Source organism: Nocardioides sp. Root140 (genome assembly GCF_001426745.1).
In the GTDB taxonomy this organism is placed as follows: Bacteria; Actinomycetota; Actinomycetes; order Propionibacteriales; family Nocardioidaceae; genus Nocardioides.
On record NZ_LMFI01000010.1, the window covers coordinates 1,557,811 to 1,579,596 of the forward strand.

Here is a 21,786-nt window from a genome sequence, read left to right on the forward strand (position 1 = left end):
GTGTTCCTTAATGCGCATTACGTTGCGCATTGCGCAACCGATAGGCGGATCCATGGCAGACGTTCCGAACCACGCCCGTGTCGTCGTCATCGGCGCCGGCATCGTGGGCAACAGCCTCGTGCACCACCTCGCCCGCCTGGGCTGGCGAGACATCGTGCAGATCGACAAGGGCGCGCTGCCCAACCCGGGCGGCTCGACCGGTCACGCCTCGAACTTCATCTTCCCGGTCGACCACTCCCGCGAGATCACCGACCTGACCCTCGACTCGGTGCGTCAGTACAAGGAGATGGACGTCTTCACCGAGTCGGGCGGCTACGAGATCGCTCGCACCGAGGAGCGCATGGAGGAGCTGCGTCGCCGGATGTCCAGCGCCAAGGCTTGGGGGATCGAGTCGGAGCTGGTCGGCCCGGAGCACGTGAAGGAGAAGATCCCCTTCATCGAGACCGACGAGATCCTCGGCGCCTTCTGGACGCCGTCCGTCGGTGTCGTCGACTCGCTGCGTGCCGGGACCATCATGCGTGAGAAGGCTCTCGAGCTGGGCGCCCTGACCGTAGTGCCCAACGTCGAGGTCACCGACCTGGTGGTGACCGACGGCCGGATCACGGCCGTCGAGACCTCCGGCGGCACCATCGAGACCGAGACCGTCGTGGTCGCCTGTGGCGTGTGGAGCCCGCGCATCGCGAAGATGGCCGGCGCGGCCATTCCGCTCACCCCGGCAGTGCACCAGATGATCTCGGTGGGCCCGATCCCGCAGCTCGCCGAACGGCCCGGAGAGATCAGCTTCCCGATCGTGCGTGACATGGACACCTTCTGCTACGAGCGCCAGCACGGCGCCGACATGGAGGTCGGCTCCTACGCCCACCGCGCGATCCTGCACGAGCCCGACGACATCCCGTCCATCGAGCAGGCCCGCCTGTCGCCGACCGAGATGCCGTTCACCCAGGAGGACTTCGATCCCCAGCTGGAGCAGGCCTTCGACCTGATGCCCGAGGCCCTCGGCGCCGACGGTGCCGAGATCCGCTACGCGATCAACGGACTCCTCTCGCTCACCCCCGACGGGGCACCGATACTCGGAGAGACCCCCGAGGTGAAGGGCCTCTGGTCGGCCGCGGCCGTCTGGATCAAGGAGGGGCCCGGCGTCGGGCGTGCGGTCGCCGAGTGGATGACGCACGGCAGCTCCGAGATCGACGTGCACCACAGCGACATCGCCCGGTTCTACCCCCACCAGCGCACCCGCTCCCACGTGAAGGCGCGCACGTCCGAGGCGTTCATCAAGACCTACGGCATCGTGCACCCCGGCGAGCAGTGGGAGGGCGAGCGCGGCAAGCGGCTCGCGCCGATGCACGCCCAGCAGCAGGAGCAGGGCGCCCGGTTCTTCGAGACCGTCGGCTGGGAACGACCGCACTGGTACGACGGCAACGAGGCGCTCCTGGGCGAGTACGGCGACCGCGTGATGCCGCGTGAGCACGAGTGGGACAGCCGCTGGTGGTCGCCGATCATCAATGCCGAGCACCTGGCCATGCGGGAACGCGCCGGCATCGTCGACCTGACCGCGTTCGCGATCTTCGACGTGGTCGGCCCCGGCGCCAAGGACGCCGTGCAACGCATCGTCGTCGCGCAGGCGGACGTGGCCCCCGGCAAGGTGATCTACACCCCGGTCCTCGACGAGCGGGGTGGCTTCAAGTCCGACCTGACCGTGATGCGGCTGGCCCACGACCGCTACCGGGTGGTGACCGGCGGGCTGCACGGCATGGCCGACAAGAAGTGGTTCAGCGACCACCTGGCCGGTGACGGCTCGACGGGTGCCGCGGCTGTCGTCGACCTGACCTCGGCGTACTCCACGATCGGACTCTGGGGCCCGCGGGCCCGCGACATCCTCGGCCGGCTCACCGACGACGACATCAGCGACGGCGGCTTCGGCTTCCTCAGCTGCCGCGACATCGAGGTCGGCAACCTCGGGGTGCTGGCCTCCCGCATCTCGTACGTCGGCGAGCTCGGCTGGGAGCTCTACGTCCCGATGGAGGAGGGTGCTCGCCTCTGGTCGCTTCTCCACGAAGCCGGCGAGCCCGACGGCGCGGTCCCGGTCGGGATCGGCGTCTACGGCACCACCGGCCGGATCGAGAAGGGCTACCGTGCCTTCGGCTTCGAGCTCGACGGCGAACGCACCATCGTCGAAGCCGCCATGCAACGGCCCAAGGTCAAGCAGGCCGACTTCATCGGGCGCGAGGCCTACGTGAAGCAGCGGGAGGAGGACCCGAAGACGGTGCTGTGCACGATGACCGTCGACGACCACACGTCCTCGTCCGGCGTGAAGCGCTACATGCTGGGCGGGGAGCCGATCCTGACCCGAGACGGCGGCACCCTCACCGACGGCCACGGACACCATCCCCATGTCACCAGTGCCGGCTCCGCGCCCAGCCTGGGCAAGCACGTGCTGATGGCCTACCTGCCACCCGACCAGGCCTCCCTGGGCAACCGGTTGGCGGTCTCCTACATGGAGGAGCTCTACCCCGTGACGATCGAGTCCGTCGACTCCACGCCGTTGCTCGACCCCGAGAACGCCCGGATCCGCTGATGGTCGACATCCTGGTCTGCGTCAAGCGGGTGCCGGACTCGTCCGGCGAGGTGCTGCTGACCCCCGACGCGCAGGCGGTCGACTCGCGCTACGTCGGCTGCACGCTGAGCGACCACGAGAACTGCGCGGTCGAGCTGGCCACCCAGCTCGTGGAGGTCCACGGCGGCACCGTCAGCCTGGTCTCGGTCGGACCGCCCGAGTCGGTCGAGCAGCTGCGCAGCGCCCTCTCCGTGGGTGCCTCCGCGGCCACCCTCGTCGAGACCGACCTGCGTGACTTCGGGCCTGCTGACATCGCCCACGAGATCGCCGAGGTGGTCCGGGCGCACGCCGAGCAGGGCCGCGACCACGACCTTGTCCTGCTGGGCAACGACGCCGCCGACACCGGCGACTTCCAGGTGCCGGTGCGGTTGGCACACGCACTGGGACGCCCGGTGGTCACTGGCATCAAGACAGTGGCGATCGAGGAAGGCCGGGCGACGGCGCACGGCGACTCCCCGGACGGGGGTCGGGAGACCTACGACCTGCCGCTGCCTGCAGTGGTGGCGGTCTCCGAGGGCGGTGTCTCGCCGCGCTATCCGACGATCAAGGGTCGGATGGGGGCCAAGAAGGTGGAGATCGAGATGCGTACGCCGACCCGTGCCCCGCGCGGCTCGGGCCGGGTCCGGCTGACGCTCCCGCCGCCGGCTCCCTCCACCGTCCAGGTGCTGGGCGAGGGCCCGGAGGCGGCTCCCGCGGTGGTCGACCTGTTCCAGTCCCTGGGAGTGCTCCGATGATCCTGGTCCTGATCGAGACCGGTGCCGACGGAGTCGCCGACACCTCCCTGGAGACGATCCGCTTCGCCCGCGACCTTGCCGCCGAAGGTGGCGGGGTGCCGGTCCACGGGTTGGTGGTCCCGACCTCGCTCGCTGACGGTGGCTCGACCACCGAGGTGACTCCCGAGGTGCTGGTCGACGAGCTGGGCAAGCACGGGATCTCCACGCTGTTCGTGGCTCGTGGCGAGGGCTTCGCGTCGTACTGCGCCGCCGCCTGGGCCGCGGCGATCATCGAGGCGCGTGACCGTGCGGGTGCGGTGGTGGTCACGGCCGCCGGGACGCCGCGGGGTAACGAGGTGCTTGCCCACGTGGCCGCGCGCCTCGACGTACCCATGGCCGCGAACGCCGTGGCGTTCGACGGGCTGGCACCCCTCGTCGTGACCCGGCAGGTGGCCGGCGGTGCGGCGCTGGAGGAGATGCAGCTGACCGCGCGCCCGGCCGTGTTCACGGTGGCCGGCCACGCCGTCGAGGCCAGACCGGCTGACGCCGCCACCGAGGCAGTGGTCGAGGAGCTCGAGCCGGCGCTCGACGCCGGAGACCTCGTCGCCCGGGTGGTGTCCACCGAGCCCGGCGTCCCCGACCGGTCCGGAGACCTGAGGTCGGCGCGCGTGGTGGTGGGAGCGGGGCGTGGCGCCGGCGGACCCGACGGCTTCGGCGCGGTGAGCGAGCTCGCCGACCTCCTCGGTGGGCAGCTCGGGGTCTCCCGCGTGGTCACCAGCCTCGGCTGGCGTCCGCACCACGAGCAGGTGGGGCAGACCGGCAGCCGGATCGCCCCCGACCTCTACGTTCCCTGTGGGATCAGCGGCGCGATACAGCACTGGGCCGGGTGCGCGAGCTCGAAGACGATCCTCGCCGTCAACACCGACGCCGAGGCTCCGATGATGGCCAAGGCGACCTATGCGGTGGTGGGTGACATGCACGAGGTCGTGCCCGCGATCGTCGAGGAGATCCGGCGCCGCTCCGGCTCCTGAGACCGAATCAGCGGGCCACTCGTGGATTGCCGAGCACGTCCCGCGCCCACGAGGCCACTCCCTCTACACTCTTCACGACTCGGGGGAGGACCTGACGGATGTTCGTACGTCGACGCGCGACCGCGGCAGCACTGACGCTGGTGTGTGCAGCGACCCTGCTGGGTGCCTGCGGCGACAAGGGTGACGGCAAGGACGAGCCCGGCGACGCGAAGTCGTCGCCGACCAGCACGCCGAGCCCGTCCCGGTCCGGGTCAGGCGTTCCGGTGGCCGACCCCGACCACGCGGTCGACCCGCCCGGGCCGCTCAAGGAGTCGCTCGAGATCGCCGACATCCTCGTCTACAGCACGAAGCCGCTCTCGGACGACATGATCCAGCGGATCAAGGACCTCAAGGGCGTCGAGGCCGCCGAGCAGTTCTCCCTTGCCTCGGTGCCGATCGAGAACCGTGTGGTCACGCTCGCCGCGGTCGACCCCGCCACGTTCCGCCGGTTCACGATCTCCGGCAAGCAGGACGAGATCTGGACCCGCGTCGCCGGCGGCGAGCTCGCCACCTCGCAGGCGACCGGCAAGCGGATCCAGGACAAGCAGGCCTTCGTGCGCCTCGGTGCCGACAAGGAGGCGCCGTCCGTGCACGTCGGCGCCTACACCGACCAGCCCTACGGCGTCGACCTCGTGGTCAACCAGAAGTGGGGCGAGGAGCTGAAGATGGTCGAGGGCAACGCCCTGGTGATCGCCACCGGCGCCACCTCGCCGCAGTCGGTGCGCAAGCCGATCCAGAAGATCATCGGCGACGACGACGTCTCGATCCAGATGCTCGACGCGGTCGCCCGCTACGGCCTCGACCCCGGCGCGCGACTGACCGCCGTGCCCACGGGGACCTCGGTAGGTGCCGCGGTCGGGGTCTACAACTACCGGGTCATCGGTGGCCGGGTGACCCCGGACGCGGCCTGGGTGGCGGCCAACATCCGCACCGAGGAGGTGCCGATCCTGGGCCGGGTGACCTGCCACAAGGCGATGCTCCCGCAGCTGCGCGCGGCCCTCCAGGAGGTCGTCGAGCGCGACCTGGCCGACAAGGTCTACCAGACCGCGGGCTGCTACTACCCGCGCTTCATCGCCGGCACCACGTCGTTGTCCAACCACGCCTTCGGCATGGCGATCGACATCAACTCCGCCGAGAACGGCCGCGGCACGGTCGGCCAGATGGACCGCACCGTCGTCGACATCTTCAAGAAGTGGGGCTTCGGCTGGGGCGGCGACTGGAACTACACCGACCCCATGCACTTCGAGCTGAACCAGGTGCTCGAGGTCCGCTGAACCCGGTTAGGGTCGGGTCCATGCGCGCAGTCCAGGTGGTCAGCAACGACGGTCCCGAAGCCCTTGTCGTCAACGAGGTCCCCGAGCCGAAGCCGGGCCCCGACGACGTCCTCATTGACGTGCACCGGGTCGGGATCTCCTTCCCCGACCTGTTGCTCAGCCGGGGTGAGTACCAGATGAAGCCCGAGCCGCCGTTCACGCTCGGCGTCGACTTCGCCGGCACCGTGGTCGAGGCCGCACACGGGTTCGAGGCGGGCCAGCGCGTGGTCGGCGTACTGCCCCATGGCGGCGCCAGCGAGCGCGTCGCCTGCCCGGCGATCTTCACCTTCCCGCTGCCCGACACGCTCTCGTTCGACGAGGGTGCCGCGCTGCCGATGAACTACCTCACCGCCCACTTCGCGCTCGACGTACGCGGCAACCTGCGCGAGAGCGAGACCGTGCTCGTGCACGGCGCGGCCGGCGGCGTCGGCACCGCCACGCTCCAGCTGGCCAAGGCGTACGGCGCCCGCACGATCGCCGTCGTCTCGACCGACGAGAAGGCCGAGATCGCCCGGCAGGCCGGGGCCGACGAGGTGATCCGCCCCGAGGGCTTCAAGGACGAGGTCGCGCGACTCACCGACGGCAAGGGCGTGGACATCGTCCTCGACGTGGTGGGCGGCGACCTGTTCACCGACTCGCTGCGCTCCCTGGCTCCACTGGGCCGACTGCTGGTGGTCGGCTTCGCGGCCGGGCAGGGCATCCCCGAGGTGAAGGTCAACCGGCTCCTGCTCAACAACATCGACGTCCGGGGCGTCGGGTGGGGCGCCTACGCGATGGTGCGCCCCGGCTACATGCAGGAGCAGTGGACGGCGATCATGCCGTTCCTCGAGTCGGGGGCGGTCAAGCCGCCGATCGGCAGGGTCTACCCGATCGAGGAGTTCGGGCAGGCCCTGGTCGACATGGACGAGCGCCGCACGCTCGGCAAGTCGGTCGTCGTCCTCCAGGACAAGTAGACCTACTCGCGAGTTCGGCCCCAACGGGTGATTCCCGCACGCACACCCCTCAGTTAGTGTCGTCGCCGTGAGCATTCTCGATGACGCCCGCGAGGGCATGAACCCCGACATCCGCCCGCAGGACGACCTCTTCGGTCACGTCAACGGGCGCTGGCTGGACGAGGCCGAGATCCCGAGCGACCGGTCGAGCTGGGGGCCGTTCGTGCAGCTGGCCGACGTGGCCGAGGAGCAGGTGCGCGAGATCATCCAGGACTTCGCCGCGACGCAGCGCGACACGCTGTCCGAGAACGGCGCGAAGATCGCCGCCCTCTACGCCTCCTTCATGGACACCGACACGGTGAACCGTCGAGGGCTGACACCGGCCGAGCCGCTGCTCAACGCCGCCTCCGCCCTGCGCGACGTACGCGACCTGGCCGCCTTCATCGGTGAGTTCGAGCGCCTCGGCGGCGCCGGCCTGTTCGGCTCGTTCGTCGACACCGACGACCGCAACTCCGACCGCTACCTCTTCAACATCGGCCAGGGCGGCCTCGGCCTGCCCGACGAGTCCTACTACCGCGACGAGAAGTTCGCCGAGATCCGCGAGAAGTACGTCGGCTACCTCGAGCGCCTCTTCACCCTCGGCGGCATCGCCGACCCGGCGGGCGCGGCCCGTGCCGTGCTCGACGTCGACACCCGCCTCGCCAAGGGCCACTGGGAGCGCGCCGAGACCCGCGACGTGCAGAAGACCTACAACCTCACGACGTACGACGAGCTGCAGGCGCTGGCTCCCAACTTCGACTGGAAGGCCTACGCCACCAACCTCGGTGGCAACGAGCAGACGCTGGCCGAGACCTGCGTGCGCCAGCCGTCCTACCTGCAGCACCTCTCGACCGTGCTCGAGGAGGTGCCGATCGAGCAGTGGCGCGCGTGGATGCTCAGCCGGGTGCTGCGCTCGGCCGCGCCCTACCTCCCCGACGAGTTCGTCGAGGCCAACTTCGACTTCTACGGCCGCACCCTCAACGGCACCCCCGAGCTGCGCGAGCGCTGGAAGCGGGCGGTGGCCTTCGTCGAGGGCGCCATCGGCGAGGCGGTCGGCGAGGAGTACGTCGCCCGGCACTTCCCGCCGCGTTCGAAGGAGCTGATGGACGAGCTGGTCGAGAACCTGCTCAAGGCCTACCGGGTCTCCATCGAGGCGCTCGACTGGATGACCGAGGAGACCAAGCAGCGGGCCTACGAGAAGCTCGACACCTTCCGCCCCAAGATCGGCTACCCCGAGAAGTTCCGTGACTACTCCGGCCTGCTGGTCACCTCCGACGACCTGATCGGCAACGTGGCGGCCTCGGCGGCGTTCGAGACCGACCGCCAGCTGGCGAAGATCGGTGCGCCGGTCGACCGCGACGAGTGGTTCATGCTGCCGCAGACCGTCAACGCCTACTACAACCCCGGCACCAACGAGATCTGCTTCCCCGCGGGCATCCTGCAGAAGCCGTTCTTCAGCCCCGACGCCGACCCGGCGGAGAACTACGGCGGCATCGGCTCGGTGATCGGTCACGAGATCGGCCACGGCTTCGATGACCAGGGCGCACAGTACGACGGCGCCGGCAACCTCAACGACTGGTGGACGCCCGACGACAAGTCCGCCTTCGAGGTGAAGAGCAAGGCCCTGATCGCGCAGTACGACGGATTCTCCCCGCGCAACCTCCCGGGCGAGAAGGTCAACGGCGCCCTGACCGTCGGCGAGAACATCGGCGACCTCGGCGGCCTGACCATCGGCCACAAGGCCTACCAGATCTCGCTCGGTGCGCCGGTCGAGGGAGCGCCCGCCGACGCCAGCGGCTCGCAGCGGCTCTTCATGAACTGGGCCTACTGCTGGCGCACGAAGCGTCGCACCGAGCAGGAGCAGCAGTACCTCACCATCGACCCGCACAGCCCGCCGGAGTTCCGCGCCAACATCGTGCGCAACCTCGACGAGTTCCACGTGTCGTTCGGCACCAGCGAGGGCGACGGGCTCTGGCTCGACCCCTCGCAGCGCGTGCGCATCTGGTGAACACGGAGTTCGATCCGGAGCACGGCCAATCGGCGTACCCGGTCCGGTTCGACTGGGGGCCGACCGGCGCTGAGGCGACGATCGGCCCGGCCGGGGCGGCGTACGCCGTGGTGGTCGACGTGCTGTCGTTCACCACGACGGTGACCGTGGCCGTGGAGCAGGGCATCGAGGTGTTCCCTCATCCGTGGCGTGACGCCCGCGCCAAGGAGCTGGCGATGCGGCTGGGCGCCACCCTGGCCGTGGGTCGCTTCGAGGCTCTCGCCCTCGAGGGTCGGCACGTGTCGCTGTCGCCGGCGTCGCTGTTGCAGAGCCACGACATCACCAGGCTGGTGCTGCCCAGTCCGAACGGCTCGACGATCAGCTTCGGCCTGGCCGACTCCGGCTGCACCGTGCTGGCGGCCAGCCTGCGCAACCGTCGCGCGGTCGCTGCACACCTGGCCACCAGGCTCTGGGCGCCGTCGGCGGTCGGCCACGCCCCGAGCCTGACCGTCATCGCCGGCGGGGAGCGGTGGCCCGACGACTCACTGCGGCCCTGCGCCGAGGACCTGTGGGGTGCCGGCGCCGTGCTGGCCGCCCTGGTCGACCTGGGTGTCGAGGGACTCTCGCCGGAGGCCCGGGTCGCCGAGCAGGCGTTCCGCGCGGTCGAGCCCGAGCTGGTCGGGGAGGTCGCCGCGTGTGCCGGCGGGCGCGAGCTGGCGGCCAAGGGCTTCGCCGACGACGTCGAGGTGGCCTCTCAGCTCGACGTGAGCGACGTCGTGCCGGTGCTCACCGACGGCTGCTTCGCCTCCGTCGACTGAGCTCGCCCGGATCAGCAGCTGTAGCGACGCTCCACGTCTCCCCGGCACCGGTCGGTGCCCGCGCCACCTCGGCCGATGTCGAACCCCTGGTCGACTATCTCCCGCAGCACGTCGTTGCCCTCGCCCCCGAACATGAGGTCGTCACCCTGGCCGCCGAGGAACTCGTCGTTGCCGTCCTGGCCGTAGAGCAGGTCGTCGCCGGACCCGCCCTGGAGCTCGTCGTGGCCCCGGCCGGTGCTGATCACGTCGACCCCGTTGCCGCCGTCGACGTACTGCCAACCGGCGCCGGTCTGGACCCGGTCCCGGCCGCCGCCGGCGCTGATGACGGCCGAGTCCGGAGCCGTCATCGTCAGGAGGTCGTTCCCGTAGCCGAGGACGAACTCGGCGTAGTCGGTGACGACCCCGCGACGGTGGAAGGAGACCTTGTCGTTGCCGGTGCCGGACCTGACCAGGTGGGAGCCACAGATGCGGTCAGCGCCCCCGAGGCTCGACACGCTGGCGTGTCCGAGCACCACGATGACGTCGGCGCCCGCTGTGCCCCGCACGAAGGATCCGGTGCGCGACACGATGGTGGCCGGCTTGCCGAAGCAGGTCGGCGGCGCGGTGACGGCACGGGTCGAGGGGTTCGCGGCAGGTGCCGAGGCCAAGGCAGGTGCCCCCACGGCGATCAGCGGTGCGGTGGCGGCGAGGAGCGCGAGAGTCCGGAGCGAACGCATGGAGGGACCTTCCGTAGGCGCGGACAGCCCCCGTGACTGCCCTACACACACCTAGACACCCCACGCGGTCAAAACGTTGCGGCGGAGCGAACGATTTCTCCGGGCGTTGCTCCGGCACGGGCACCGATTCAGGCGTCGACGAGCTCGTCGTGCCCCGTGGGAACCCGCGGTGCGAGGTCGACGTGCAGGTCGCGGCCACGGGTCTCGGGCAGGAAGTGCGCGCAGGCCAGGCTGAACAGCGCGATGGCGGCGTTGTACGGCGCCACGAGCCAGAGCGTCCCGTCGGAGAGAGAGACGAGCCAGGCCGCTATGAGGGGCGTGAACCCCGACGCCACGATCCCGGAGATCTGGTAGAGCGTGCTGAGCGCCGAGTAGCGGTAGCGGGTGTCGAACAGCTCGCTCCAGAAGGCGGCCAACGGTCCGTAGATCACGCCGTACAGCACGCCGAGGCCGCCGATGAACGTCGCCGCGACCGCGACGGTGTTGCCGGTCTGCAGCAGCCAGGCGGCGGGGAAGGCGAAGAGCAGGGCGGCGACGGTGCCGGTGTTGTAGACACGTTTGCGGCCGAACCGGTCGCTGAGGTGGCCGGAGAAGACGGTCAGCGCCACGCCGAGCAGGGCACCGACCATGATCGCGTTCAGCACGGTCGACTTGGGCACGCCGACCTCCTTGACCGCGTAGGCCAGCAGGTAGACCGAGAACAGGTTGAACGTGAAGCCCTCGATGAAGCGGGTGCCCATGCCGAGCAGGAGGTGGCGCGGTTGGCGGCGGACCAGCTCGGTCACCGGCATCGCGGAGAGCTCCTTCTCCTCCTGCACCTTCTGGAAGGCCGGGGTCTCGATGACGCTCATCCGGATCCAGGTGCCGATGCCGAGCAGCAGGATGCTGAGCAGGAAGCAGGCCCGCCAGCCCCACGACAGGAACGCCTCGTCGGGCAGCTGGCTGGCGATCGCGAAGGCGCCCGAGGCGAGGAACAGCCCGCCCGGGACTCCGATGTGCGCGAAGCTGCCGAAGAACCCGCGCTTCTCGGGCGGGGCGAACTCGACGGCGAGCAGCACGGCGCCGCCGTACTCGCCGCCGACGCCGATGCCCTGGAGCACGCGGAGCACGACGAGCAGGATCGGTGCCCACACGCCGATCGAGTCGTAGGTGGGCAGCAGGCCGATCGCGGCGGTGCCGACGCCCATGATGACCAGCGTCCAGATCAGCATCGTCTTGCGCCCGATGCGGTCACCGAAGTGGCCGAAGATGACGCCGCCGAGCGGACGTGCGAGGAACCCCACGGCGAACGTGCCGAAGGCGGCGAACTGGGCCGTCGGCCCGCTCAGGCCGTTGAAGAAGAGCTTGTCGAAGACCAGCCCGGCGGCGGTGCCGTAGAGGAAGAAGTCGTACCACTCGATCGTCGCGCCGACCGCCGAGGCGACCGCGACCTTCCGTGGGGAGGCTGCGGTGGGTGCCATGTGCTCACTCCCTGAAGATAGTCAATAAAGATCATTGACTTAACAGAGTAAGGGGTGAACGTGAGTCTGAGGAGTGGACCCGCGCGGCGTGGACATGGACGATCCCTGTAGGAATGGGGCATGGCTACCACTGCTTTCAAGGGATCCCCCGTCAACACTGTCGGCGAACTGCCCGCCGTAGGCGCCGGCGCCCCGGCGTTCGACCTGGTGGGTGAGGGCCTCTCCTCGCTCGCCTCGTCCGACGTCCAGGGCCGCACCGTCCTCAACATCTTCCCCAGCATCGACACCGGCATCTGCGCCGCGAGCGTGCGCAAGTTCAACGAGCTCGCCGCAGGCCTCGAGAACACCACCGTCGTCAACGTCTCCAAGGACCTGCCGTTCGCCCAGGCCCGCTTCTGCGGCGCCGAGGGCATCGAGAACGTCAAGGTCGGCTCGGCGTTCCGCTCCTCCTTCGGCGAGGACTTCGGCGTGACCATGGCCGACGGCCCGATGGCCGGCCTGCTGGCCCGCTCGGTCGTCGTCCTCGACGCCGACGGCCAGGTCGTGCACAGCGAGCTCGTCCCCGAGATCACCACCGAGCCCGACTACGACGCCGCGATCGCCGCGCTGGCCTGACCCGACTCCTTCTCTCCGAGCCCCGGTCGCCCGACCGGGGCTCGGCGCATTTCCCGCGGGGCCCATCCAATGAGCGGTCGGTGCCGAATGACCACTGCCCGCCGAATCGGACAAGGAGTCCCGCATGCCCTCCCCGCACACCCTCTCTGACTTCAACGCCAGGTTGCTCGACGGCACCGACCAGCCGCTGAGCGCGTACGCCGGCAAGGTCGCCCTGATCGTCAACACCGCCTCACAGTGCGGCTTCACCCCGCAGTACAAGGGGCTCGAGGAGCTGCACGAGGCGTACGCCGACCAAGGCCTGGCCGTGCTCGGCTTCCCCTGCAACCAGTTCGGCGGCCAGGAGCCCGGAGACGCGGAGGCGATCGGCAGCTTCTGCGAGCGGAACTTCGGGGTCACCTTCCCGATCTTCGAGAAGGTCGAGGTCAACGGCGACGACGCACACCCGCTCTACCAGTGGCTGCGCGCGGAGAAGCCCGGCGCGCTGGGCAGGAAGATCCGGTGGAACTTCACCAAGTTCCTGGTCGGCAAGGACGGCACCGTGATCAAGCGTTACGGGTCGACCACCAAGCCGGAGAAGATCAGCGCCGACATCGAGAAGGCGCTGGTCGCCTGAGCCCGGCCGCCTGACCCTGTGGACGGCGGTCACGGACTGTCCGGGGCCGCTGGTAGACATGCGGACATGACTTCCCCCGATGTCGAGACCGCCGCCCCCGACGACGTACGCCGCTCTGCGCGCGCCGACGCCGAACGCCACCTCAAGGCGCTGGTGGGCAGCGACGACGCGGAGCTGCGCGACGACCAGTGGACGGCCATCGAGGCGCTCGCCGTCGACAAGCGGCGAGCCCTGGTCGTGCAGAAGACCGGGTGGGGCAAGTCCGCGGTCTACTTCGTGGCCACCGCGCTGCTGCGTGCCCAGGGAGCGGGGCCGACCGTGATCGTCTCGCCGCTGCTCGCCCTGATGCGCAACCAGATCGCCGCCGCCGAGCGCGCCGGCATCCACGCGGTGACGATCAACTCGACCAACAACGAGGACTGGACGCGCATCGAGACGGCGATCAACGCCGGCGAGGTCGACGTGCTGCTGGTGTCGCCCGAGCGGCTCAACAACCCGTCGTTCCGCGACAACGTGCTGCCCCGGCTGGCCGCGACCACCGGCCTGCTGGTGGTCGACGAGGCGCACTGCATCTCCGACTGGGGCCACGACTTCCGGCCCGACTACCGGCGCATCCGCACCATGCTCTCCGACCTGCGCCCGGGCATCCCGGTGCTGGCCACCACGGCGACGGCCAACGAGCGGGTCACGCTCGACGTGTCCGAGCAGCTGGCGGTCAGCGAGGGCGAGCCTTCGGGGCCGGGCGTGCTCGTGCAGCGCGGCTCGCTCGACCGTGAGTCCCTGCATCTCGCGGTGGTGAGGCTCAGGACCGCCGAGCAGCGCCTGGGCTGGCTGGCCGACCACCTCGGCTCGCTCACCGGCTCCGGCATCATCTACTGCCTCACCGTCGCCCAGACCCAGGAGATCGCGGCGTTCCTGCGGGCCCGCGGCCACACCGTCGCGGCGTACTCCGGGCAGACCGAGACCACCGAGCGCGAGGCGCTCGAAGCCGACCTCGCCGCCGGGCGGGTCAAGGCGCTGATCGCCACCAGCGCGCTCGGCATGGGCTTCGACGCCACGCTCGGCTTCGTGATCAACGTCGGCGCGCCCTCGTCACCGGTGGCCTACTACCAGCAGGTCGGCCGTGCCGGACGCGGCACGCCGCGGGCCGACGTCGTGCTGCTGCCCGCCATCGAAGACCGCGACATCTGGAAGTACTTCGCCTCCCTCGCCTTCCCGCCCGAGCCGCAGGTGCGGCAGGTGCTCTCCGCCCTCGAGGGCTCCGAGAAGCCGCTCGGCACCCCGGCCCTCGAGACGTACGTCGACCTGGGCCGCTCGCGCCTCGAGATGATGCTGAAGGTGCTCGACGTCGACGGTGCCGTGCAGCGGGTCCAGGGCGGGTGGGTGTCCACCGGCCAGGCGTGGAGCTACGACCAGGAGCGCTACGACCGGGTCAAGGCCGCGCGTGATCGCGAGCAGCAGGCGATGCTCGACTACATCTCCTCGACCGAGTGCCGCATGACGTTCCTGCGCAGCCAGCTCGACGACGAGGTCGGCTCTGCGTGCGGGCGGTGCGACAACTGTGGCGGCGTCTCCTTCGACTCCGAGGTCTCCGACGCCTCGCTCGACGAGGCGCGCACCCAGCTCACCAGACCCGGTGTCGAGATCGCGCCCCGCAAGATGTGGCCGACAGCCCTGGCCAACCTCGGCATCGAGCTCAAGGGCAAGATCGCCGACGCCTCGTCGACCGGACGCGCGGTGGCCCGGCTGACCGACCTCGGCTACGGGCAGGCCCTGCGCGACCTGTTCCGTGACGACGCCGATGACGGCCCGGTGCCGGTGCCCCTGGTCAAGGCCGTCATCGAGGTCCTCGGCGACTGGCGGCCGCAGGTCGCGGGCATCGTCTTCGTCGAGTCCCAGCGCAAGGCAGCGCTCACCGCCGACTTCGCCGACGGGCTCTCCCGGTTCCTCCAGGTGCCGGTCGTAGGCCGCTTCGCGATCGTCGACCCGTCGGTCGAGCCCGGGCACGGGTCCGCCAACTCCGCCCAGCGGGTGGCCGCCGTGCTGCGGCGCTACGCGCTGCAGGGCGAGATCCCGGCCGGTCCGATCCTGTTGCTCGACGACCTGGTCGGCACTGGCTGGACGATGACCATCGCGGCCCGTGCGCTCAGGCAGGCCGGCGCGACCGACGTACACCCGCTGGCCCTGGGCACGCAGGCCTGATCCACCCGGTCGGCAGGCGCTCGCGAACTTTTCCCGGAGTGTCGGCGTCACCTCCTGTGTGTCCGGAACCCCGGACGCACACCGGGAGCTGACGCTCCGTCTCGGGAAGGAACCCCATGTCGACGTACGACGCACTCGCCAGCACCGTGGACGACATCGTGACGCAGGCGATCCTCGCCGAAATGCGCCTTGCCACCAAGTTCCCGAACAACTGGTTGGCCGACGATCAGGAGAACCCGACACGCGTCACGTACACCTTCGCGGCGCGACCCGCACTCGGATGCCAGGTCGAGTTCGACTGGTCGACCGGCGCGGTGATCCGCACGTCTCACGACAACGGCGTGACGCCCCCTCTCGACCCGTCGGGCACCTTCCTGGCCTGGAAGTCGAAGTGGGAGACCGCGATCCCACCCCTGTTCGACAAGTACCTGGGCATGCCCTACCCCGAACACTTCGCACGGGAGTCGTCCGACCTGGACCTGACCGGCACCACGCTCAACGGTGGCGGCTTCAAGATCGGTGACACCAGGTTCGAGGGCACCAACCTCGACTACCACCTGTGGCAGGTGGGCAGTGAGAGCGGCAAGATGCTCGGCTGGTCGGGTGCGGCGGCGACCGCGTTCCGCGACAAGTACCTCAAGACCTGGCCCGCCAACCTCGCCAACCAGTTCGCTGCCCTGGCCATGCTCAAGGGCAACATCGAGCGTGAGAAGGCGATGTGGACCAAGGCGCGGGAGCAGATCGCCCTGACCGCCGACCACGCCGTGTCCGCGATGAAGGGTGCCGACGGCCCGGAGCCCGACGACAAGGTCGCGCTTGCGATCTTCGCCGCCGCGGCAGGTGTGGTCGGCGTGGCCATCCCTGTCGCCGGGCAGGTGGCCCTGGCCGCCGCCGTCGGGAGCCTCGCCGTCGCCGATTCCATGAAGGGTGAGAAGAAGCAGGCGAAGGAGTTGAGCTTCGGCGCAGAGACTCCCGACGCGGTCTTCTCCAGGCTCGACGCAGGGCTGACCACCTTCGAGAACGAGATCTGGGACGCCGAACACGCGATCCACACCGACCTCAAGGCGCTCCAGGACAAGCTCCACGTGCGCACCGCCTTCATCGGCACGGGTGCCGATGCCCTGCTCGGATCGACCGACCCCTACGACGTGGGCGTGCGGGGTGACCAGTTCGAGGTCTCGGAGATCAAGGACCTGCGCTCGTTCGCCCAGACCTGCATCGACGCCGCCGGCGATGCCCGCACTGCCTCGAGCGCCTGCGCGATCAACTCACCCTCGGCCACCCGCAACCGCGTCGCCGGGCTGGGCTACGGCTACACCGGGGCCGCCGACCAGTACGCCAACTGCGTGACGATGCTCCAGGACATCATCGGCGACAACGGCATCATCATCGGTGACGCAGGGGTGCAGCTCGACGCGGCCGCCAACGCCTACTCCGACGCCGACCAGGACTCCGAGAACAAGATGCGCAACCACTCGGCCGAACTCGTCGACATGCGCAAGGACGACGGCAGCATGCCGGCGCCGCCGCCTCCGCCGCCGGTGCACCGGGGGCCGGGCCACGAGGTGCCGGTCTGAGGCCTGCAGCCGACCTGTCCAGCCGAAATGCGGCAAAGGATGCGATCCGCAGTCACCAGGTGAGTGCGGATCGCATCCTTGTCAGTGCAGCGTGAGCCCAGACCTCAGTGGCCGACCATCGCCGTCGGGTCGACCGGCTTCTCCGGGGGCTTGCGGGGCAGGAAGAACGACGGGATCAGCACGCAGCCGACCAGGACCGTGCCGACGATGAAGACCGTCGCGAACGCGGACGCCAGGTCGGGCAGTGCGTCAGGAGCAATGGCGTCGAGCTGCGCCTTCAGCTGGGTGGCCTTCTCCCCTGAGGCCTGAGAGAGCTTGGACCTGAGGAACACATACATCCCGGCGTCTCGGCTGCCCTTGATCTCGTTGGTCAGGATCACCGAGAAGAGCGCCGTACCGATCGAGGCAGCGACCTGCTGGGTGATGTTCATCAGCGTCGAACCACGGGCGATGTTGTGGTCGGTCAACGTGGCCAGCGCCGAGCTCATGATCGGCATCATCGTGGAGCCCATGCCGAGGCCCATCACGAACAGCGAGCCGAGGATGTAGGCGTACGACGTGTCGTCGTCGAGCTGGGTGAACATCGCCATGCCGATCGTGACCAGCGTGATGCCGACCATGACGACCTTGCCGGGACCGCGCTTGTCGGCCATGAACCCGGCGATCGGCATGGTGATCATCGCGCCGATGCCCTGGGGGGCCAGCAGCAGCCCGGCACCCAGCGCGGTCTCGTCACGCACCTGCTGGAAGTAGAGCGGGAACAGCAGGCTGGCGCCGAAGAAGGCGATCGCGAAGAGCGCCATGGCGACCACGGCGATCGTCATCTGCACGTTCTGGAAGAGCCGCAGCTCGACCAGCGGGTGGATGTTGCGCCTGTTCAGCGCCCACGGCACGAACGCGATGATCAGCACGGCGCCGATTCCGGCGGGGATGAGCACCTCGCGGTCCCACATGGTGCCCGCCTCGGGGATCGACGAGACGCCGTACAGGAAGGCGGCCAGACCGGGGGAGAGCAGGATCATGCCCAGCCAGTCGAAGGTCTCCGACGGCTCGACGTTGTCCTTCGGCAGCACGATCTGGGCGTAGACGAACGCGAGGATGCCCAACGGCAGGTTGATCAGGAAGATCCAGTGCCACGAGGCCTTGTCGATCAGGAGCCCACCGAGGATCGGGCCGAAGATCGGTCCGAGGAGCATCGGGATGCCGAGGACGGCCATCACGCGGCCGACGCGGTGCGGGCCGGCGGCGCGGGTCAGGATCGTCATGCCCAGCGGCATCAGCATGCCGCCGCCGAGGCCCTGGAGGACGCGGTAGAGCACGAGGGTGTTGAGGTCGCCTGCGGTCGCGCAGAGCACGGACCCGGCGGTGAACAGGGTCACCGCGATCAGGTAGAGGCGCTTGGTTCCGAAGCGGTCGGCTGCCCAGCCGGTCAACGGGATCACCGAGGCCAGGGCGAGGGTGTAGCCGGTCATGGTCCAGGCAACCTCGGCCGAGGTGGCGTCGAAGTCGTTCTGGAACGTCTCGAGTGCGACAGAGACGACCGTGATGTCGAGGATGGACATGATCGCGCCGAGCACGACCACACCCGCCACCATCAGGACCTTCTTGTCGAGCTTGTCGTCTTGAGGAGCGGCGGTGGGCTCCGGGATGGTTGTAGACACCCAAGAAGAATACGGAAGCGCTCAGGTCCGGCGCACCCTACTTTTGTCTGTCCGGGGGCGTGACCTCACTCACCTCCCACGGAAGACAATCGCTCCCCACGGCAGATGTCCCGTGGGGAGCGAAGGTTTCCCCGGTGCACCGGGGAAACCTGCAAGGCTCAGGAACCCGAGGTGAGCCGCTCCACGCCGTCGACGAGGCGCTGGTCGTCGGGGGTCACGCCGGGACGGAACCGCGAGATGACCTTGCCGTCGGCGGCGATCAGGAACTTCTCGAAGTTCCACTGCACGTCGCCGGCCTCACCCTCCTCGTCGGGCACCTTGGCCAGCTCGGCGTAGATCGGGTGCCGGCCGTCACCGTTGACCTCGACCTTCTCGGTCATCGGGAAGGTCACGCCGTACGTCGCGGAGCAGAACTCGGCGATCTCGTCCGACGTGCCGGGCTCCTGGCCGCCGAACTGGTTGCAGGGGATGCCGATGACCGAGAAGCCGCGGTCGGCGTACTGCTCGTGCAGCTGCTCGAGGGCGGTGTACTGCGGGGTGAGACCGCACTTGGAGGCGACGTTGACGAGCAGCGCGGGCTTGCCGCCGGTGATCTCGCCGAGGGTCGCGCTGGTGCCGTCGAGGCGGGCGATGGGGGCGTCGAGGATGCTCATGCGGCGAGCCTAGCCGGAGTCCGGAAGGAGTCAGGCGCTGGCCGAGCGGGCACCCAGCCACGGGCCGAAGCCGTCGTCGCGACCGACCCAGCGGGCCAGGCCGGCGGCCAGCTCGGCGTCCGTCATCAGGGCGGCGTCGAGGTCGTGGAGGACCTGGTCGCGCCGCTCGTCGCATCCGGTGATCACCAGGCGCGTGCGCGGCCCGCGGACCGGGCGGTGCTCGGCGGTGCCGATGCTCAGCTGGCCACCGGAGCCGGCCCACAGCGCGACGCTGTCGGGATGGGTGGGCAGCCAGAAGGTGCCGCGACCGATGTAGGAGTGACCGCCGAGGGACTCGATCGAGTCCATCAGTCGTTGCGGGTGGAAGGCCCGCCAGGAGTCGAGCATCACCGTCCAGACGCCTGCCTCCTCGGCCGCGGGGGACGTGCAGTCGGTGACCCCGTCCTCGTCGACCCGGGCGGGGAGGAAGGCCGGCTGTTGCGCGTCGTACGACGACGGGGCGGTGCCCGGGGTGAGCAGCTGCCCGACGGTCAGCTCGGTGCACTCGGGGACGAGCACGGCGCCGGGGGCGCGCACCTCGTCGACCAGGGCCCGGGCCACGTCGTCAGCGGCGCCGTCGAGCACCAGCAGGTCGGCAGCGCCGAGCAGGTCGACCAGCACCTCGCCCACGGCGCGGATGTCGCCGGCGTGGCGCTGGTCGTCGCGCTCGCGCAGGAGATCGTCGCCGCACAGGTCGTCGAGCAGGCGGGACCCGTCGAGAGCGGCGACGACCGCGCCCATGGTCAGCAGGGGCCGGCGCTCGAGCATCGGCGGCAGGGCCGCAGTGAGTGCCGAGGTGTGGGCGGCCGGCGGGAGGCTCAGCACCAGTGAGGCCCAGCGACCCGCTTCGGACAGGCGGGCCAGCGTCGGCACGATCTCGTGGCGCAGTGCGCAGGAGAGGCACGCGTGGTCGAGGGGCACGGTCTCCCGCTCGAGGATGCCGGTCGCGTCGGAGACGACCCGGGTGATCGTCTGGCCCATCACGTCGAGCTCGAAGCGGGCCAGGGCCGAGTCGGGCAGGGTGAACGCGAGGCTGGCTTCGACCGGCTCCTGGGCCTCACGGGTGAGGCCGGCAAGGACGACGACGGGAGTCTGGCGGCTGGTGAACGAACGCATGGCCCTGACCCTAAATGAGAATGGTTCTCAAACACAACCCGAGATGCGGCAAAAGTTAACGGGGTCGGGTGCCTTGCCGGACTCCGGCCCAGACCCGAGTGTTGGGCTCGACCCGGCCGTCGAGGTGACGGCCATCCCCTCTCGGGAGGATCCACCGCATGACACCCGCACGCACTCGCATCGCGGCCCTGGCCGGCATCGCGACCCTCGCCGCCGGAGTCGCACTTGCCCTGCCCGGCAGCGCCACCGCCCTGCCCGGCGGCGCCACTGTCGACCCTCAGCCGGCAGCCGTGGCGGACGCGCCGGACATCCCGCTCAGCGCGGTGACCACGCATCTCGAGGAGTTCCAGTCGATCGCCGAGGCCAACGGCGGCAACCGCTACACCGGGCAGCCCGGCTACCGCGCCTCGCTCGACTACGTCCAGGCCCAGCTCGACGCCGCAGGGTTCGTCACCGAGGTGCAGTCGTTCAGCACCCGGGCCGGTACGTCGTACAACCTGATCGCCGACTGGCCGGGCGGCGACACGACGAACACCGTGATGATGGGCGGCCACCTCGACAGCGTCGACGAGGGGCCGGGCATCAACGACAACGGCACCGGCTCCGCAGCGATCCTGGCCAGCGCCCTCGCGTTCGCGCAGAGCGGCGCGGAGCCGGCGAACCACGTGCGCTTCGGATTCTGGGGCGCGGAGGAGCTCGGTCTCCTCGGCTCCACGCACTACGTCGACAGCCTCTCGACAGTGGAGGTCGACGACCTGGCGGCGTACTTCAACTTCGACATGGTCGGCTCGCCGAACCCCGGCTACTTCGTCTACGACGACGACGCGAACGGCACCGAGCTGCGCGACAGCCTGACCGCGTCGTACGACGCGGCCGGCATCGACTCCGACTACATCGACGTCGACGGTCGCTCCGACCACGCCGCGTTCATGCAACGCGGCATTCCCACCGCCGGCACGTTCTCCGGCGCCGAGGGCACCAAGACCTCGACGCAGGCCGCGAAATGGGGCGGGCAGGCCGGGCAGGCCTATGACCCGTGCTACCACTCCGCCTGCGACGACATCGACAACCTCGACACCGCGGCACTCGACCTGAACGCCGACCTGATCGCGGACACCCTGTGGGCGTGGGCCGACCACGACTTCGGTGGCGGCACGACGGAGCCGCCGACCGGCGACGACGCGATCACCAACGGCGGCTTCGAGGACGGCACCACCGGATGGCAGGCCACCAACGGCGTGGTCAGCACCGATCTCGACCAGTCCGCGCACGGCGGTTCGGGCAAGGCGTGGCTCAACGGCTACGGCCGGGCGCACACCGACAGCGTCGCGCAGACCGTCACCGTGCCCGACGCCGGCCGGCTCACGTTCTGGCTCAGGGTCGACACCGACGAGGACACCACCGGCCAGGCCTACGACACGCTCCGGGTCAAGGCCGGCTCCACGACGCTCGGCACGTGGTCGAACCTCGACGCAGGCGACTACCGGAGCATCGCGCTCGACCTGTCGGCGTACGCCGGGCAGTCGGTGACCGTCACCTTCGTGGGAACAGAGGACGCATACCTGGCCACGGACTTCGTGCTCGACGACGTGTCCCTCACTTCTGCCGGGTGACCTCGGCGCGGCGCGCGTTTGATCGCTGCGCC

Annotated in this window: 17 protein-coding genes; 12 read left to right on the top strand and 5 right to left on the bottom strand. The window is 69.8% G+C overall.

The features are described 5' to 3' along the window. Positions 1-52: 52 nt before the first annotated feature. From ASD30_RS17810 to ASD30_RS17840, 7 genes are all read left to right on the top strand, one after another. Positions 53-2,575, top strand: coding sequence for a GcvT family protein (locus ASD30_RS17810; protein WP_056684359.1), 2,523 nt, complete (start codon positions 53-55; stop codon positions 2,573-2,575). After that, positions 2,575-3,348: an electron transfer flavoprotein subunit beta/FixA family protein gene (locus tag ASD30_RS17815; protein ID WP_056684362.1), complete on the top strand. Its 774-nt coding sequence runs from the start codon at positions 2,575-2,577 to the stop codon at positions 3,346-3,348. Before ASD30_RS17810 ends, ASD30_RS17815 begins: the two co-directional genes overlap by 1 nt. Next, positions 3,345-4,358 (top strand): electron transfer flavoprotein subunit alpha/FixB family protein, encoded by a 1,014-nt coding sequence (locus ASD30_RS17820; RefSeq protein WP_056684365.1) that lies wholly within the window; start codon positions 3,345-3,347, stop codon positions 4,356-4,358. Before ASD30_RS17815 ends, ASD30_RS17820 begins: the two co-directional genes overlap by 4 nt. Before the next feature lie 98 nt (positions 4,359-4,456). Continuing rightward, complete coding sequence (locus ASD30_RS17825; RefSeq protein ID WP_056684368.1) at positions 4,457-5,671, top strand: M15 family metallopeptidase; 1,215 nt, start codon at positions 4,457-4,459, stop codon at positions 5,669-5,671. 20 nt (positions 5,672-5,691) lie between these two features. Beyond that, complete coding sequence (locus ASD30_RS17830) at positions 5,692-6,663, top strand: NADPH:quinone oxidoreductase family protein (protein WP_056684370.1); 972 nt, start codon at positions 5,692-5,694, stop codon at positions 6,661-6,663. A gap of 67 nt (positions 6,664-6,730) precedes the next feature. Further along, entirely contained in the window at positions 6,731-8,689 is a 1,959-nt protein-coding gene (locus ASD30_RS17835) for a M13 family metallopeptidase (RefSeq protein ID WP_056684373.1), read from the top strand. Then, positions 8,686-9,486 carry a 2-phosphosulfolactate phosphatase gene (locus ASD30_RS17840; protein ID WP_056684376.1) on the top strand — a complete coding sequence of 267 codons (801 nt, stop codon included), beginning with the start codon at positions 8,686-8,688 and terminating at the stop codon, positions 9,484-9,486. The genes ASD30_RS17835 and ASD30_RS17840 overlap by 4 nt, the downstream gene beginning before the upstream one ends. A gap of 11 nt (positions 9,487-9,497) precedes the next feature. Here the strand turns inward: ASD30_RS17840 and ASD30_RS17845 are convergent, their stop codons facing one another. After that, positions 9,498-10,202 carry a calcium-binding protein gene (locus ASD30_RS17845; RefSeq protein WP_056684379.1) on the bottom strand — a complete coding sequence of 235 codons (705 nt, stop codon included), beginning with the start codon at positions 10,200-10,202 and terminating at the stop codon, positions 9,498-9,500. A 128-nt stretch (positions 10,203-10,330) separates the two neighbouring features. Continuing rightward, the gene (locus ASD30_RS17850; protein WP_056684382.1) at positions 10,331-11,662 is read right to left on the bottom strand and encodes an MFS transporter; all 1,332 of its coding nucleotides are present in this window, start codon (positions 11,660-11,662) and stop codon (positions 10,331-10,333) included. 120 nt (positions 11,663-11,782) lie between these two features. On the opposite strand from ASD30_RS17850, the gene tpx reads away from it, so the two are divergent. The 4 genes from tpx to ASD30_RS17870 all read left to right on the top strand — a co-directional run bounded on the left by tpx (position 11,783) and on the right by ASD30_RS17870 (position 16,672). Next, positions 11,783-12,277, top strand: a complete 495-nt coding sequence (gene tpx, locus ASD30_RS17855) for a thiol peroxidase (protein WP_056684386.1) — start codon at positions 11,783-11,785, stop codon at positions 12,275-12,277. 124 nt (positions 12,278-12,401) lie between these two features. Further along, entirely contained in the window at positions 12,402-12,893 is a 492-nt protein-coding gene (locus ASD30_RS17860; RefSeq protein WP_056684388.1) for a glutathione peroxidase, read from the top strand. 66 nt (positions 12,894-12,959) lie between these two features. Next, positions 12,960-15,095: a RecQ family ATP-dependent DNA helicase gene (locus ASD30_RS17865; protein WP_056684390.1), complete on the top strand. Its 2,136-nt coding sequence runs from the start codon at positions 12,960-12,962 to the stop codon at positions 15,093-15,095. Positions 15,096-15,211: 116 nt separating this feature from the next. Beyond that, on the top strand, positions 15,212-16,672 hold the full coding sequence (locus ASD30_RS17870) for a hypothetical protein (protein WP_056684393.1): 1,461 nt from the start codon (positions 15,212-15,214) through the stop codon (positions 16,670-16,672). A gap of 104 nt (positions 16,673-16,776) precedes the next feature. On the opposite strand, the gene ASD30_RS17875 is transcribed toward ASD30_RS17870, so the two are convergent. The 3 genes from ASD30_RS17875 to ASD30_RS17885 all read right to left on the bottom strand — a co-directional run bounded on the left by ASD30_RS17875 (position 16,777) and on the right by ASD30_RS17885 (position 20,141). Continuing rightward, positions 16,777-18,333 carry a DHA2 family efflux MFS transporter permease subunit gene (locus ASD30_RS17875; RefSeq protein WP_056684396.1) on the bottom strand — a complete coding sequence of 519 codons (1,557 nt, stop codon included), beginning with the start codon at positions 18,331-18,333 and terminating at the stop codon, positions 16,777-16,779. Between the two features lie 158 nt (positions 18,334-18,491). Continuing rightward, positions 18,492-18,986, bottom strand: a complete 495-nt coding sequence (locus tag ASD30_RS17880) for a glutathione peroxidase (RefSeq protein ID WP_056684399.1) — start codon at positions 18,984-18,986, stop codon at positions 18,492-18,494. A 30-nt stretch (positions 18,987-19,016) separates the two neighbouring features. After that, positions 19,017-20,141 carry a GTP-binding protein gene (locus tag ASD30_RS17885; protein ID WP_056684402.1) on the bottom strand — a complete coding sequence of 375 codons (1,125 nt, stop codon included), beginning with the start codon at positions 20,139-20,141 and terminating at the stop codon, positions 19,017-19,019. 158 nt (positions 20,142-20,299) lie between these two features. On the opposite strand from ASD30_RS17885, the gene ASD30_RS17890 reads away from it, so the two are divergent. Then, the gene (locus ASD30_RS17890; protein ID WP_082563923.1) at positions 20,300-21,754 is read left to right on the top strand and encodes a M28 family peptidase; all 1,455 of its coding nucleotides are present in this window, start codon (positions 20,300-20,302) and stop codon (positions 21,752-21,754) included. Positions 21,755-21,786 lie beyond the last annotated feature (32 nt).

What these genes read in the sequence shown, in the direction of transcription:
- ASD30_RS17810 (WP_056684359.1), top strand. Translation starts at nt 53, where the DNA reads ATGGCAGACGTTCCGAACCACGCCCGTGTCGTCGTCATCGGCGCCGGC.
- ASD30_RS17815 (WP_056684362.1), top strand. Translation starts at nt 2,575, where the DNA reads ATGGTCGACATCCTGGTCTGCGTCAAGCGGGTGCCGGACTCGTCCGGC.
- ASD30_RS17820 (WP_056684365.1), top strand. Translation starts at nt 3,345, where the DNA reads ATGATCCTGGTCCTGATCGAGACCGGTGCCGACGGAGTCGCCGACACC.
- ASD30_RS17825 (WP_056684368.1), top strand. Translation starts at nt 4,457, where the DNA reads ATGTTCGTACGTCGACGCGCGACCGCGGCAGCACTGACGCTGGTGTGT.
- ASD30_RS17830 (WP_056684370.1), top strand. Translation starts at nt 5,692, where the DNA reads ATGCGCGCAGTCCAGGTGGTCAGCAACGACGGTCCCGAAGCCCTTGTC.
- ASD30_RS17845 (WP_056684379.1), bottom strand. Translation starts at nt 10,202, where the DNA reads ATGCGTTCGCTCCGGACTCTCGCGCTCCTCGCCGCCACCGCACCGCTG.
- ASD30_RS17850 (WP_056684382.1), bottom strand. Translation starts at nt 11,662, where the DNA reads ATGGCACCCACCGCAGCCTCCCCACGGAAGGTCGCGGTCGCCTCGGCG.
- tpx (WP_056684386.1), top strand. Translation starts at nt 11,783, where the DNA reads ATGGCTACCACTGCTTTCAAGGGATCCCCCGTCAACACTGTCGGCGAA.
- ASD30_RS17860 (WP_056684388.1), top strand. Translation starts at nt 12,402, where the DNA reads ATGCCCTCCCCGCACACCCTCTCTGACTTCAACGCCAGGTTGCTCGAC.
- ASD30_RS17865 (WP_056684390.1), top strand. Translation starts at nt 12,960, where the DNA reads ATGACTTCCCCCGATGTCGAGACCGCCGCCCCCGACGACGTACGCCGC.
- ASD30_RS17870 (WP_056684393.1), top strand. Translation starts at nt 15,212, where the DNA reads ATGTCGACGTACGACGCACTCGCCAGCACCGTGGACGACATCGTGACG.
- ASD30_RS17880 (WP_056684399.1), bottom strand. Translation starts at nt 18,986, where the DNA reads ATGAGCATCCTCGACGCCCCCATCGCCCGCCTCGACGGCACCAGCGCG.
- ASD30_RS17885 (WP_056684402.1), bottom strand. Translation starts at nt 20,141, where the DNA reads ATGCGTTCGTTCACCAGCCGCCAGACTCCCGTCGTCGTCCTTGCCGGC.
- ASD30_RS17890 (WP_082563923.1), top strand. Translation starts at nt 20,300, where the DNA reads ATGACACCCGCACGCACTCGCATCGCGGCCCTGGCCGGCATCGCGACC.